Source organism: Collinsella sp. AF18-8LB, from assembly GCF_003459795.1.
Lineage (GTDB): Bacteria > Actinomycetota > Coriobacteriia > Coriobacteriales > Coriobacteriaceae > Collinsella.
Genome location: NZ_QRWU01000005.1, coordinates 81355 through 94298 on the forward strand (window position 1 = coordinate 81355; position 12944 = coordinate 94298).

At 62.9% G+C, this 12944-nt stretch carries 14 protein-coding genes; 11 read left to right on the plus strand and 3 right to left on the minus strand.

All coding sequences use genetic code 11. The annotated features are described in order from the left end of the window. Window positions 1–17 precede the first annotated feature (17 nt). Window positions 18–1295 (minus strand): sensor histidine kinase, encoded by a 1278-nt coding sequence (locus DWX25_RS06520; RefSeq protein ID WP_117793934.1) that lies wholly within the window; start codon window positions 1293–1295, stop codon window positions 18–20. Next, a complete protein-coding gene (locus DWX25_RS06525; RefSeq protein WP_117798899.1) occupies window positions 1295–2017 on the minus strand; it encodes a LytTR family DNA-binding domain-containing protein in 723 nt (240 codons plus the stop codon). Before DWX25_RS06525 ends, DWX25_RS06520 begins: the two co-directional genes overlap by 1 nt. 257 nt (window positions 2018–2274) lie before the next feature. On the opposite strand from DWX25_RS06525, the gene DWX25_RS06530 reads away from it, so the two are divergent. The 9 genes from DWX25_RS06530 to DWX25_RS06570 all read left to right on the plus strand — a co-directional run bounded on the left by DWX25_RS06530 (window position 2275) and on the right by DWX25_RS06570 (window position 10119). Beyond that, window positions 2275–2607, plus strand: coding sequence for a hypothetical protein (locus tag DWX25_RS06530; protein ID WP_147336102.1), 333 nt, complete (start codon window positions 2275–2277; stop codon window positions 2605–2607). A gap of 78 nt (window positions 2608–2685) precedes the next feature. Continuing rightward, window positions 2686–2895: a UTRA domain-containing protein gene (locus DWX25_RS09805; protein ID WP_117742962.1), complete on the plus strand. Its 210-nt coding sequence runs from the start codon at window positions 2686–2688 to the stop codon at window positions 2893–2895. Between the two features lie 92 nt (window positions 2896–2987). After that, complete coding sequence (locus DWX25_RS06540; protein ID WP_369831593.1) at window positions 2988–3389, plus strand: HAD hydrolase-like protein; 402 nt, start codon at window positions 2988–2990, stop codon at window positions 3387–3389. A gap of 24 nt (window positions 3390–3413) precedes the next feature. After that, window positions 3414–5360: a BglG family transcription antiterminator gene (locus DWX25_RS06545; protein WP_117742914.1), complete on the plus strand. Its 1947-nt coding sequence runs from the start codon at window positions 3414–3416 to the stop codon at window positions 5358–5360. 51 nt (window positions 5361–5411) lie between these two features. Next, entirely contained in the window at window positions 5412–5747 is a 336-nt protein-coding gene (locus DWX25_RS06550) for a PTS lactose/cellobiose transporter subunit IIA (RefSeq protein WP_117742913.1), read from the plus strand. A gap of 71 nt (window positions 5748–5818) precedes the next feature. Next, window positions 5819–6115, plus strand: coding sequence for a PTS sugar transporter subunit IIB (locus DWX25_RS06555; RefSeq protein WP_117742912.1), 297 nt, complete (start codon window positions 5819–5821; stop codon window positions 6113–6115). A gap of 34 nt (window positions 6116–6149) precedes the next feature. Continuing rightward, window positions 6150–7454, plus strand: coding sequence for a PTS sugar transporter subunit IIC (locus DWX25_RS06560; protein WP_117742911.1), 1305 nt, complete (start codon window positions 6150–6152; stop codon window positions 7452–7454). 105 nt (window positions 7455–7559) lie between these two features. Next, window positions 7560–9020 carry a glycoside hydrolase family 1 protein gene (locus DWX25_RS06565; RefSeq protein WP_117793936.1) on the plus strand — a complete coding sequence of 487 codons (1461 nt, stop codon included), beginning with the start codon at window positions 7560–7562 and terminating at the stop codon, window positions 9018–9020. Beyond that, on the plus strand, window positions 9013–10119 hold the full coding sequence (locus tag DWX25_RS06570) for a DUF871 domain-containing protein (protein ID WP_117742909.1): 1107 nt from the start codon (window positions 9013–9015) through the stop codon (window positions 10117–10119). Before DWX25_RS06565 ends, DWX25_RS06570 begins: the two co-directional genes overlap by 8 nt. 64 nt (window positions 10120–10183) lie before the next feature. Here the strand turns inward: DWX25_RS06570 and DWX25_RS06575 are convergent, their stop codons facing one another. After that, on the minus strand, window positions 10184–10687 hold the full coding sequence (locus DWX25_RS06575; protein ID WP_158553122.1) for a TatD family hydrolase: 504 nt from the start codon (window positions 10685–10687) through the stop codon (window positions 10184–10186). A 44-nt stretch (window positions 10688–10731) separates the two neighbouring features. Between DWX25_RS06575 and DWX25_RS09775 the strand changes: the two genes are divergently transcribed. Next, window positions 10732–11199: a hypothetical protein gene (locus DWX25_RS09775; RefSeq protein ID WP_158553121.1), complete on the plus strand. Its 468-nt coding sequence runs from the start codon at window positions 10732–10734 to the stop codon at window positions 11197–11199. Continuing rightward, window positions 11200–12942 carry an ABC transporter ATP-binding protein gene (locus DWX25_RS06585; protein ID WP_117742907.1) on the plus strand — a complete coding sequence of 581 codons (1743 nt, stop codon included), beginning with the start codon at window positions 11200–11202 and terminating at the stop codon, window positions 12940–12942. Window positions 12943–12944: the final 2 nt, after the last annotated feature.

Genomic DNA, 12944 nt, shown 5'->3' on the forward strand with positions numbered 1-12944 from the left:
GAGGCTGGCGGCGGCCCCTACATCACGGCGCGCAGCTCAAACCGGTCGCCGTTAATGCGGAACTGGCAGTTGCCGTTCATGCGCTCGACGGCAAGCTTAATGCTCTTGGTGCCAAAGCCGTGCCCAGTGTGCTGAGCCACGGGCATGCCGTCGACCATGTGCGGCGCACGGCCAAACGTGTTGGAAACCAGCAATAGAAGCTGACCGTCTTCGTAGCGAAGGTCCAGGTCGACAAACCGCTCGCCTTCGGGGGCGGCGCTCGCCGCGGCGATGGCATTGTCCAGGGCGTTCGATACCACACTGAATAGATCGACATCGCCCACGTGGACGGTTTCGGGCACGGCGGCGCGCAGGTCGGCGGTGATGCCGTGCGCGTTGATGTCCGCGGAAAGCGACGAGAGCGCAATGTTGACCGTTTCGTTGGCGCAGTAGCGGCGCACGGCGGTGCGGTCGTTGGTCTCGCAGAGCGCGTCGATGCGCTCGAGTGCCTCATCGGTGTGACCCTCTTCGATCAGGGCCGCTAGACCGCGCAGGTAGTGGCGCATGTCGTGACGGAGAACCGAGAGCTCGCGTCCGGACTGGCGCCAGGCTTCGAGCTCTTTGATGGCCGCGTTGTCGCGGGTCGCGAGCATCCAGCGCTCGCGCTCGGCGATTTCCTTTGCTTCGTATTCGCGAAGGTAGACGGCAAGAAACATAAGGTAGAAGGCGCAGAGAGCGAACGCCAAAAACTCAACGGTTACCACCGAGCCCGAGTGGAAGAGCGTGGTATAGACGTTGGTGGCGTAGTCGAAGATGTAGTAGACGAGCGGCAGGATGAGCAGAATCTCCAGCTCGGTGGGGCTTTTGATCGCCAGGCGGGGGCCAATGTCGCTTGCCCAATGCAATAAGACGGCAAAGACGCCGAGCGTGGTGATGATGCGCGCCACGTAGTATGCGACCTGCGAATCGGTGGCGGCGAATGCGGCGATGCCCATCCAGTTGCTAAACTGGCAGCTCAGGTAGGCACTGGTAACGCCCAGGATGGCGAGCAGCGGACTCAGGCGATAGCGTACGCACAGGTAGACGACAAGCGGCAGATGCACGACGAGCGGATAGGCCTGACGGGCGAAAAGCTCGCCGCCGACGGCATTGGCGAGGCCGAATGCGCATCCGGTTGCGGCGCCGACCCCCACCAGCTCGAGCGAATGGCGGCCGTCGATCTCGACGCCGCATAGAGCCGCCGAGGCAAAGACGCCAAAGAGCAATGTCGTCGCATGGTGGATTGCCCAAAGTACCAGTTCTGCCGAGGAAAGCATCAGCGCCTCCCGCCCTCGAACCGTGCCGCAAAGTAGGCATCCTGGAATCCCTGCTTGCAGCTGCGCGTCAGCGGGATGCACGCGCCCGAGCGCATGACGATATCCGTGCGGTTAAAGTGGTCGATATTGCGCAGGTTGACCTGGTAGCTGCGGTGACATTTAAAGAAGGTCGCGTTTTGGGCCAGCTGGTCCTCGATGCTGCGGAACGGCTCGAGCGCCTCGATATCGCGGCCATCGCGCAGGTGGAAGACCACGTGCTTGTTGCGAGCCTCGGCATATTCGATATCGGATAGGCGCAGGGCATGGTAGCCAAAGGACGTTTTGATGACGAGCTCTTCGGTCGCGGCCGGACGCAGGCTCGAAAGCTCGTCGAGCAGTTGCGCCAAGCGCTCGTAGGTCACGGGTTTGAGCAGGTAGTCGAAGGCGCGGACCTCGTAGGACTCAAGCGCGAACTCGGGCGATGAGGTCAGAAACACCAAGCGTACGGCGGTATCGGATTGGCGCAGCTCGCGGGCGGTGTCCATGCCGTTGACGAGCGGCATGATCATGTCGAGCATGATAATGTCGGCGCGCGATGCGGCATGGCGTGCCAGCAGGTCCTCGCCGCGCGTAACGAGCGCAACATCGACCGCCGTACCCGTCTCGGCCGACCAGCGGTTGATCATGCGGTGCAGATTATCTAGAAAGGCGACGTCGTCGTCGCAGGCGATGATTTTGAGCATATTGGGCCCCCTTAGTACCTCGATTTTGCCACATCGTGCACGCGCCGCCCGCGGGGGTGCGTTCCATTTGCGCCTCACGGTACGCAACTCGCGCCGAGCAGCAGGGTGTCAAAACATGCGGTTGCACAATACCAGGTGGATATATATGTCAATTTGAGCTGACGGCTGACGAGGGAGCATGCCGGCCGCCAGTGCCAAGCGATATCGGACATCGCGAAAGCATAGGGGTAAGGGGAGCTGTGATGAGGGAGAAGAAGATGGGGATGCGCGCTGTGTTGACTCGTCTGCTGAGCATCGCCACCGTGGCATGCGCACTCGTGGCGACGCCAGCGGTGGCCAGCGCCGAGACTCAGATCATGCCAGACGGGGTGAAGGCGGAGGTGCTGCCGCTTACGCAGGCCAACAACGAATCCATCCAAATCTCCGAGCCGGGCAGTTACGTACTTAAGACGGCTGAGGGTAAGGTCACGCCATCTTCGGGTTGCACCATCGACGCGCCGGATGCGTCTCGGATTAATCCTGTGAGGATCTACATCGATGGCACGGTCTACGTGAACGATAAGATTAACGGGCGGGTTGAGCAAACTTGATGGCTGTTCAACATCAAACAGGGTAGCAATATGCCCTCAATGTTGCACGAAGCGCCAGCTGCAACATAAACGGCGGCGATTCGCGAGCGGACGGATCGTCGCGCGTTTCGCGGCAGCGAGCAGTCGCTTGGTATCCAACTGGCAAATGACGAGCTCGCGAAACTGCTCGAGGTCCCTCTCGCCGAGCCCCTCTTCAATCTGAGGGGCAGGTATCGCGATCAATTCAACAAGCCGCTGTACGTGGGGCAGCAATATATCATCGGGTCGCGATACACCTTTTCGATGTAGCGTCGCGAAGGGCGCCCTTCGCCGTTGCGGCGCACGAGTGGATTCAGGAGAACCATCATCATGGTCCAAGGAGCCTTCCCTTCAAAGCCGTCATCTTCGATATGGACGGCGTCATCGTCGATACCGAGGCGTATTACCAGATCGAGCAGCGCGAGTTCTTCGAGGAATTCGGCATCGAGGTGAGCGACGAGGAGCTGTTGGCGACCGTGGGCGCCTCGTTCCAGTCGTTCCAGCGCTCCCTCGTCGACTGGTTGGGCCGCATCGGGCGCGTGGTGACGCCGGACGAGGCCCTGCGCATCTATCGGGATTGGAAGAACGGGCGCGAGGTCGATTACGCCGCACTGATGAATCCCGGCGTGCACGAGGTCTTGGCGGGTCTCAAAGAGCGCGGCGAGCGCCACACGCACGCCGCGCGCTCGTTTTCGGCAAACGCTTTCCTTCTCGGAAGGGAAAAGCCGGGTATAGAACCCGTCCCATCGCCGCTGGTATCATAGCTAGGCGAAAGGAGGTCAAAGCCGATGGACGTGCAGCTGGCGCGATTTGCGCTCCACATCATGGAGCACGAGGGCATCAAGCCCGCTGAGCTTGCCGAGGCGTTCGGCGTGAGCGTTCGTACCGTGCGCAACCATGTGCAGGCGGTCAATCGCAGCCTTGAGGGCGTCGCGTCTATCGACCTTGCGCGCGGGCGGGGCTATACCGTTTCCGTCGCCGACGAGCAGGCGCTTGATGCGATATTCGAGCAGGCGCGCAAGCAGCGGCGTGCGTCGTTGCCCCAGACGGCCGAGGCCCGCGTCTCCTATCTCCTCAACGATTTGCTCTCGCGCAGTGATTACATCGCCATCGACACACTGGCGAGCGTCCTTTATGTATCCCGGACGAGCATATCGAACGATTTGAAACAGGTCGAGGAGCGCTTGGCGCAGTTTGGCCTCGCCATCGACAGGCGCAGCCATCATGGCATCAAGGTCATCGGATCCGAGATGGCCAAGCGTCTGTGCCTCGCGAGCCTCGCCATGGAGGGCTCGGATGAGCTGAAGGGCGCGGCGCGCCTCTCGGTCGACGCCGAGGCGTATCGTGCGCTGTTCGACGTGGTTTCCGATTGCGTCGACGACGTGACGACCGAGGAACGCTTCGCCATCAACTCGGTCGCCTACCGCAACCTCATCACGCATATCGTCATCGCTTTGTTGCGGATACGCGAAGGTTGCTATGTGCCCATGGAGGGCGAGCAGCTCACCGAGATTCGGAAGTCCCCGAGTTTCCCGATTGCCCGGCGCATCTCCGATGCCATCGGCGCACGCACCGGCGTCGTTTTGCCCGACGAGGAGGTCGCCTATATCGCCATCCATCTGGCGGGCAAGCGCCTGCTCGGGGATTTCGATGCCGGGGATGATCAGGAGGCGGGGCTTGTCATCTCGGATGAGGTGTGGGATGTCGTGACGGGCATGCTCGACGCGGTGTGGCGCACGTTCCGATTCGACTTGAGGCACGATTTGGAGCTGCGCATGAATCTCGCGCGCCATCTCGTGCCGCTCGAGGTGCGCTTGCATCACCATCTGCATCTCGATAATCCCATCTTGGGGGACATCAAGTCGCGTTTTCCGCTTGCCTATTCCATGGCCGTCGAGGCGGGCTCCTCGTTGGCGGCGCATTATGAAGCTGAGCTTTCCGAGGAAGAGATTGGCTACATCGCTCTCTCCTTCGCCTTGGCGCTCGAGCGCCAAAAGACCGATGCCCCCAAGAAACGCATTCTGGTGGTCTGTGCCTCGGGCTCGGGCAGCGCCCGGCTGCTGGAGCACCGCTATCGTCAGGAGTTCGGTTCGTACGTCGAGCATATCGAGACATGCGATGCCGCCCACGTGCGCTTCGTCGACTTCTCGCGCATCGACTATGTGTTCACGACGGTTCCGCTTGCCGAGGAGGTGCCGGTCCCGGTACGCCAAGTGGGCTATTTTCTGGACGCGGCAGAGGTGAGCGACGTGCGTGAAATCCTGCTTTCCGATTCGCGGCGGTCGGATGCCCGCCCGCTGTTCTGCGAGGAGCTTTTTCTGCCGCATGCGTCGTGCTCGACGCCCGAGGAGGCAATCGAGCTGCTGGTCGGCAAGGCCTCGCGCGTCTACGACCTTTCGCCCGATTTCCTCGATTTGGTGTATCGCCGCGAGCAGACGGCTCCGACGGCATTCGGCAACCGGGTCGCCATGCCGCACCCGCTCGAAGCGGCGAGCACGCAGAGCTTCGTGGCCCTCGCCCTCACCGACGAACCCATCATCTGGGGAGGTCGCGAGGTGCAGGCGGTGTTCCTCGTCTCAATCGCCCGCGATGCGACCGACGTCTCCGAGGGCTTCTTCTCGGCGATGTCTGAGCTGGTTTTGAGCGAGGCGTTCATCGACCGCCTGCTTTCCGAGCGCTCTTGGCAGACGCTCATCGAGTTGGTCGATCCCATCGAGTCGTGCTCCGCACGATAGCCCATACGTTTTCCATTGAGATATTTGCAAACCGAGAGGGAGGTGAAAACCATGGCAGAGGAGGAACAGAGCACCGAGATGATCTCCTTCGGCATCATCGCTTCGGCGGGTCAGGCGCGCAGCCTCGCCTTCGAGGCGCTGAAGAAGGCCAAGGAGCATGATTTCGAGGCGGCGAAGGCCCTGCTCGAGCAGAGCAAGGAGGCCGCGCTCGAGGCCCATCACGTGCAGACCCAGCTTCTTTCCAAGGAGGCTTCGGGCGACCATACCGTCGTCGACGTGATGCTCGTGCACGCCCAGGACCATCTCATGACCTCGATGCTCGCGCAGGAGCTGGTCGAGGAGATCGTGAATGTGTATCGCGAGCTCGACGCGACGCGCGCCGAGTAATGCGGGCGGGATGGCGCGCTCAAGGCCGCCGTCTTTGTTGATACGACCGTTATGCAAGGAGAATCAAAACAATGAAGGTATTGCTGGTTTGCGCCATGGGGATGTCCACGAGCATTCTCATGAAGAAGCTTGAGAAGTATGCCGCTGAGCAGGGGATCAATTTCAGCATCGCCGCCCAGAGCGTCAACACGTACAAGACGGTCTGCCATGAGTATGACTGCATCCTCATGGGTCCGCAGATTTCCTATCAGAAGGACAACATCGCCGCCGAGTCCGGCATGCCGGTCGCCGTCATTCCGCCGACCGATTACGGCACGGGCAACTGCGCCAATATCATGAAGCTCATCGAGTCTCTCGTCCAGGGCTAGATACCCGTCTCGATCGAAGAGAAACGGAACACCAATGTCCAAACTTGACAACCTGTATCAATCCCCAGTGATGATGAAGCTGCAGGAATGGGGCGGCAAGCTCCAGGCCAACAAGGCCCTGTCCGCCATCAGCGGTGGCATGATGGCGGCCATGGCGGTCATCCTCGCCGGCGCCATCTTCACCGTCGTCGCCACGCTGCTGGATATCGTAGGCGTGCTCGAGACGACCGACGCCGCCTATATGTGGCTCACCACGCCCTATAACATGACCATGGGCATCCTGGGCGTCGTCGTGGCCTTCGCCGTGGGCTACATCTACTCCAAGAACTTGGAGATGGAGGGCGCGCTGGCGAACGGCATCGTCACCATGATTCTCTTCCTGCTCGTGTGTGCTCCCGTTCAGAGTGTCACCCTGCAGGATGGCTCGACCATGAGAGTGCTCGCCACCACCTACCTTGGCGGCACCGGTCTCTTCACCGCGCTCATCATCCCGCTGGTTTCGGTCAAGATCATCGATTTCTGCCAGAAGCATCACGTGAGCCTCAAGATGCCCGACGCGGTTCCGCAGTTCCTTTCGGACGCTTTCGCGACCCTCGTGCCGCTCGTCATCTGCATCCTGCTCTGGCATGGTCTCAACACGCTTGCCCAGATGACCATCGGCGTCGTGCTCCCGGGCGCCATCGCCGGTATCCTGTCCATCCCGCTGACGCCCCTCATGTCGGTGCCCGGCATGTTCGTACTCGCGTTTGTGTGCCAGCTGCTCTGGAGTCTCGGCATCCACGGCGCGATGGTGCTCTCTCCGGTCATCATGGCCCCCATGATCCAGTTCTACACCCAGAACGCCGAGCTCGTCGCCTCCGGCCAGGCTGCCATGTTCGCTCCGATCGCCCTGTATGGCGTCATGTCTTGCTGCGGTGGTAGCGGCAACGTGCTGCCGCTCGCCGTGCTTTGCATGCGTTCCAAGTCCGAGCAGCTTCGCGCTGTGGGCAAGGCCGGTATCGTTCCTGCGGTGTTCAACATCTCCGAGCCCATGGCGTTCGGTACTCCCATCATCTATAACCCCATCATGGCCATCCCGTTTATCCTGAACCCCATGATCATCATGTTCTTTGCCTATATCGGCTACTCGCTCGATTTCTTCCAGCCCGGCCACCTGCTCATCATGACGCAGCTGCCGATCATCATGCAGAGCTTCATGCCCTCCCTTGCGTGGCAGAACCTCTTCATTGCCCCTATGGCCTTCGTCATCGCCTTCTTGGTCTACCTGCCGTTCGTGAAGGTGTATGACCATCAGCTGTGCGAGAAGGAGGCTGCCGAGAAGGCCGCTTCCGAAGCGTAGGGACCATCTTGGCGCATGTGCGCATGTGCCCCGCTCTCTGCGGGTGACTTGTGATTGGGGCGCGGCTCTTCGAGTCTCGCCCCTCGTTGTATTTGGAGGTGTTCCATGGGTAGATTTCCCGATGGATTCTTGTGGGGCGGCGCCATCTCGGCCAATCAGATCGAGGGCGCATGGGATGTGGACGGCAAGGGCGTCTCGGTGCCTGACGTGTGCACGGCCGGTTCGCATAAGGTCGACAAGCGCATCACGCCGACCCTTGAGCCGGACACGTTCTATCCGAGCCACGAGGCGTGCGATTTCTACCATCGCTATCGCGAGGACATCGCGATGCTCGCGGAGATGGGCTTCAAGGCGTTGCGGCTCTCGATTGCGTGGACGCGCGTCTTCCCTACGGGGGAGGAGGCGGAGCCCAACGAGCTCGGTCTGGCGTTCTATGATCGCGTGTTCGACTGCTGCCGCGAGCACGGCATCGAGCCCATCGTGACGCTCAGCCATTATGAGATGCCCTATGCGCTGGCGAGCAAGTACAACGGCTGGGCCGGCCATGAGCTCATCGCGTGCTTCGAGCGCTTTTGCGCCTGCGTGTTCGAGCGCTATCGGGGCAAGGTGCGCTACTGGCTCACGCTGAACGAGATGAATACGGGCATCGGTCGCGGCGGGGCCGTGCTCAACTTGAGCACCGTCCGCGGGTACGAGGGGCCCGTCAACGGCCTGCCCGATAACCCCGCCGAGCGCTTCCAAGCGCTGCACCATATGCTCGTCGCTGCCGCGCGCGTGACGGCTCTGGCCCACGAGCGCTATCCCGAGTACCGCATCGGCTGCATGTCCTCGTTTGCGCTCATGTACCCCTATACCTGCGATCCCGATGACGCGGTGCTCGTGCAGCAGCGCATGCGCGTGGCCAATTGGTTCTGCTCCGATGTTCAGGTGCGAGGATACTATCCCAGCTACATGAGGCGCCACTTTGCCGAGAAGGGCATCGAGGTCGCGATGGAGCCGGACGACGCCGAGACGCTCGCGCGCGGCACGGTCGACTTCGTCACGTTCAGCTACTACATGTCGGTCTGCCTCTCCGCGCATCCCGAGAAGCTCGAGACGACGGGCGGCAACTTCGCCTTCGGCGCAAAGAATCCCTACCTCAAGACGAGCGACTGGGGTTGGCAGGTCGATCCGGTGGGCCTGCGCTGGTCGCTGAATGCCATCTGGGATCGCTATCAGAAGCCCGTCATGCTCGTGGAGAACGGCTTGGGTGCCTACGATACGGTCGAGGAGGACGGTTCCATCCACGACCCGTACCGCATCGAGTATTTGCGCCAGCACATCGAGCAGATGGCCGAGGCGGTGGCCGACGGCGTCGACCTCATGGGTTACACCTCGTGGGGCCCCATCGACTTGGTGAGCGCCTCGACCGGCGAGTTCGCGAAGCGCTACGGTTTCATCTACGTCGATCGCCACGATGACGGAACGGGCACCTTCGAGCGCAGCCGCAAGGACTCGTTCTATTGGTACCAGCGCGTGATCGAGACGAACGGCGAGGATCTCGGCGGGGAGGTCTCCCATGCGTGAGGTGCGGTTGGGCATTTCCCTCTACCCGGAATTCGCCTCTGCCGAGGCGTGCCGAGAATACCTGCGCCTCGCCGCCCGTCACGGCTATCGCGTGCTGTTCGTGGCGCTGCTCGGCGTCCGCGATGAACGCGATGAAGTCACGGCACGTTACCGGGCTTTGACCGACGAGGCGCATGCGCTCGGCTTCGAGGTGTTCTGCGACGTGAACCCTTCGGTGCTTGCGCGATTCGGCGTGAATGCGAGCGTTTTGCGCGGCAAGCTCGATCTGGGATTTCTCCAGGAGATAGGCTGCGATGTCATGCGTCTCGATCTCGGTCTCTCCGAGATGGAGGAGGCGTTTCTCACGCGCAACGAGGCGGGCATCGGGGTGTGCCTCAACGCCTCGGCAAACGCGTGCGACCACATCGGGGCGCTGCTCGCGAGCGGTGGGGAGCCGGCGCGCATCGTAGGCTGCCATAACTACTATCCGCATCGCTACACGGGTCTGACGCTCGAGTATTTTCTGACCTGCTCGCGTCGGTGGAAGGAGCGCGGGCTTCCACTCCAGGCATTCGTGTCATCGCAGGAGCCGGAGGCCTTCGGCCCGTGGCCGGCATGCGACGGTTTGCCTACGCTTGAGATGCATCGCGATCTGCCCGCCGCCGTGCAGGCCCGTCACCTCGTGCAACTCGGCTGCGTGGATGACATCATCGTGGGCAACTGCTTTGCGAGCGAGCGCGAGCTTGCGGCAATCGCTGCGGGCGTCGCAGCCCCGATGGCGTTCACCTTGCATCGTGCTCCCGGTTTGCCGAAGGAGCTTGAGCGGCGCCTGCGCCTCGGCCTGTCGTGTCGTCCCGAGCAAAACGGCTATCTCGTGCGCACCGTCGAGAGCCGGATGGTGAAAGGGGAGGTCGCTCCCTTCAACACGGTCGATATCCGGCGGGGCGATGTGCTCGTGGACAACGACGGTTACGGCCAGTATGCCGGCGAGGTTCAGATTGCGCTCGCGGCCATGGAAAACAGCGGGCGGACGAATGTGGTGGGGTATATCGATGGCGCGGAGCTCATGCTGCTCGACGGCCTGCGTGCGGGCACGCGCTTCACGTTCAATGTGGTCTAACCGTCCGGACTGCGGCGGGGCGGTTAATCGAGTTGCGCGATGCGCCGCCCCGCGCATCTGCTGATTACAATCGCAAGAGACGCACGCTCGTCTCCGCAAGAGCGGGGGCGAGCGTTTGCGTAGAGGTGCCGCGGATCTCGGCGAGCAGGGAGAGCGTGTGGGCGAGCGAGGCTTCCAGCTCTGCGGCGGAGCAGGGGGCATCGAGCCATGCGGGCGCATCCGTCTCCAAGAGCAGTGCGTCTTCCGGCAGTTGGCGCGCGTAGGCGCGCCCGCGCCTGGTCGCGAGCATGCACTCGTTGACCGAGACGAGGCACCCGAGCGCGCGCAGGCGGTTCAAGTCCTCGCCGCTGCCCGAAAACCAGTGGAAGATGCAGGTCGCGTGCGCGGGGAGGCCGTGGCGCTCGAGGATGTCGAGCGCTTCTGTGGCGGCGTGCACGGCATGGATGGACACGACGCGGCCCGCGCGCGGCTGCGCGGCGCAGGCGGCCACGATGCGGTCGAAGGCGCAGAGCTGCGCCGCGCGCGTCGATGCATGGGCGCGCGAGAAGTCGAGCCCGACTTCGCCCACGCAGCCGTCTTCTCGCCGGCAGGGCCCGCCTCGATGCGCCAGGGATGGAGCCCGGAAGCGACACGCACGTTGGGTGCCGCGGCGAAGCGCTCGCACGCTGCCGGGTACTCGGACGGTGCGAGCGTGGCGTCGAGCAGGGCGATACCGCGTTGCCGTACGGCGGCTGCGACTTCTGGGCCGTTCGCCATGTGGCTCAGGTGGCAGTGCATGTCGACGAGGCGATAGCCCCCGCCGGGGGCGCATCCTCGCCGGAAGGATTTGCGTTCCCGCGCACCTCGGACGGAGCGTCCGCCCGCCCGCCTCGCGCGCAGCAGCTCTCGACCATCACGGGCGCCGACCAGATTCTCGTTATGGACGCGGGGCGCATCGTGGGGCGCGGGCGGCACGATGAGCTGCTGCAAAGCTGCCCGCTGTACGCCCGCATGTGGCGTGAGCATCAGGGCGCGGCAGAGGTGCTCACGGACAAAAACGTGGAAGACTGGGCGGCCATCCGCCCCGAGGAGGCGAGGTAGATGTTCGCCATCGTAAAACGCATACTCGACGTGGCGGGAAGTTTCTCGCCTGCGTCGCGACGCAGTCTCATTGTTGGCATGGTGTGCAACGTCCTAAAAGCGTTCTTCATGTCCGGGATGCTTGCCGCGGTGTGGTGGGCGCTCGAGAATCGTGACCATATGGGTGCGGATGTGGCGCTGCAGTGCCTGGGCATCCTGCTGGCGAGCGTGGCGGGCCAGTATATCTTCCAATACCTCGTGGACATCAAGATGGACGCCGAGGGGTTCCACATCTTCCGCGACATGCGCCTGCGCGTGGGCGATCGGCTGAAGGGTGCTCCCATGGGCTATTTCTCCGAGCAGCGCCTTTCCGCCATCACCACCACGCTCACCACGACGCTGCACCAGCTGGAGGAGTTCATGACCATCTGCCTCACCGGTCTTTCGGGTGGCGTGGCGATGGCGGTCATCATGAGCTTGTATTTCATGCTGTTCGCGCCGCCGGTGGCGTTCATCACGTTCGCGGGCATCGCCATGGGGCTTGTGGTGCTCGAATGGCTGCGCCGCCGCTCCACCGCGGTGACGCGCGAGGTAACCGCCGCCCAGGAGGCCATGACCGACAAGGTGATCGAGTACGCCCGCGGGATGGCGGTGCTGCGCACGTTCGCCACGCCCGACGAGGCGCTTGCCGAGGCGAAGGCGTCTTTCGAGCAGAAGCGCCTGGTCGACTACCGTCAGGAGCAGGCGGCCCAGGGAATTCTCAAGCTCTATGCGCTGGTGTTCAATCTGGCGAGCTGCGCGGTGCTGTTCGCGGCGTGCGCCCTGTACCTCACGGGTGGGCTGCCACTCTCGTGGGCGCTCACGCTGCTCGTCGCCGCGTTCATGATCTATGGCGAGCTGATCAGCGCGAACAATAGCGCCTTTCTCACTAAGAAGATAGAGGGCGAGCTCGACCGCGTGGACGAGGTGTGCGCGGTTCCGCGTCAGGACACGACCGACGAGCCTCTTGCGCCGAGAGGTTTCGACCTGGCGATGGACGACGTGTCGTTCGGCTACGACGACCGGCGCGTCATCGACCACGTGACGCTTCGCATCCCCGAGGGCACCTCGTGCGCCATCGTGGGGCCAAGCGGGTCGGGCAAGACCACGCTGGTGAACCTGCTCGCGCGGTTCTGGGACGTCGATGAAGGATTCGTGAGCGTGGGCGGCGCGGACGTGCGTGACGGCACGGCGGAGAGCCTACTTTCGCATATATCCCTGGTGTTCCAGAACGTATACCTGTTCAACGACACGGTGGAGAACAACATACGGTTCGGGCGGCCGGATGCATCGCGCGATGAGGTGGTCGCCACGGCGAAGCGCGCGCGATGCCACGACTTCATCGAGCGCCTTCCGCAAGGTTACGACACGGTGCTGGAAGAGGGCGGAGCCGACCTGTCGGGCGGCGAGCGGCAGCGCATATCCATCGCGCGCGCCATCATGAAGGACGCGCCCATCGTCATCCTGGATGAGGCGACCAGCTCCGTCGACCCCGAGAATGAGCATCTGCTCATGGAGGCGATCGGCGAGCTCACGCGCGGCAAGACGCTCGTCACCATCGCCCACCGCCTGAACACGGTGCGCAACGCCGGCCAGATTCTCGTCGTGGACGCCGGCCACATCGTGCAGCGCGGCACGCACGACGAGTTCATGCGTGAAGACGGGATCTACCACCGCTTCATCCGCATGCGCGAAGAGGCGGCCGACTGGAGGCTGGGGGCGTAAAC

What these genes read in the sequence shown, in the direction of transcription:
- DWX25_RS06555 (WP_117742912.1), top strand. Translation starts at nt 5,819, where the DNA reads ATGAAGGTATTGCTGGTTTGCGCCATGGGGATGTCCACGAGCATTCTC.
- DWX25_RS06545 (WP_117742914.1), top strand. Translation starts at nt 3,414, where the DNA reads ATGGACGTGCAGCTGGCGCGATTTGCGCTCCACATCATGGAGCACGAG.
- DWX25_RS06565 (WP_117793936.1), top strand. Translation starts at nt 7,560, where the DNA reads ATGGGTAGATTTCCCGATGGATTCTTGTGGGGCGGCGCCATCTCGGCC.
- DWX25_RS06570 (WP_117742909.1), top strand. Translation starts at nt 9,013, where the DNA reads ATGCGTGAGGTGCGGTTGGGCATTTCCCTCTACCCGGAATTCGCCTCT.
- DWX25_RS09775 (WP_158553121.1), top strand. Translation starts at nt 10,732, where the DNA reads ATGGAGCCCGGAAGCGACACGCACGTTGGGTGCCGCGGCGAAGCGCTC.
- DWX25_RS06520 (WP_117793934.1), bottom strand. Translation starts at nt 1,295, where the DNA reads ATGCTTTCCTCGGCAGAACTGGTACTTTGGGCAATCCACCATGCGACG.
- DWX25_RS06585 (WP_117742907.1), top strand. Translation starts at nt 11,200, where the DNA reads ATGTTCGCCATCGTAAAACGCATACTCGACGTGGCGGGAAGTTTCTCG.
- DWX25_RS06530 (WP_147336102.1), top strand. Translation starts at nt 2,275, where the DNA reads ATGGGGATGCGCGCTGTGTTGACTCGTCTGCTGAGCATCGCCACCGTG.
- DWX25_RS06525 (WP_117798899.1), bottom strand. Translation starts at nt 2,017, where the DNA reads ATGCTCAAAATCATCGCCTGCGACGACGACGTCGCCTTTCTAGATAAT.
- DWX25_RS06550 (WP_117742913.1), top strand. Translation starts at nt 5,412, where the DNA reads ATGGCAGAGGAGGAACAGAGCACCGAGATGATCTCCTTCGGCATCATC.
- DWX25_RS06560 (WP_117742911.1), top strand. Translation starts at nt 6,150, where the DNA reads ATGTCCAAACTTGACAACCTGTATCAATCCCCAGTGATGATGAAGCTG.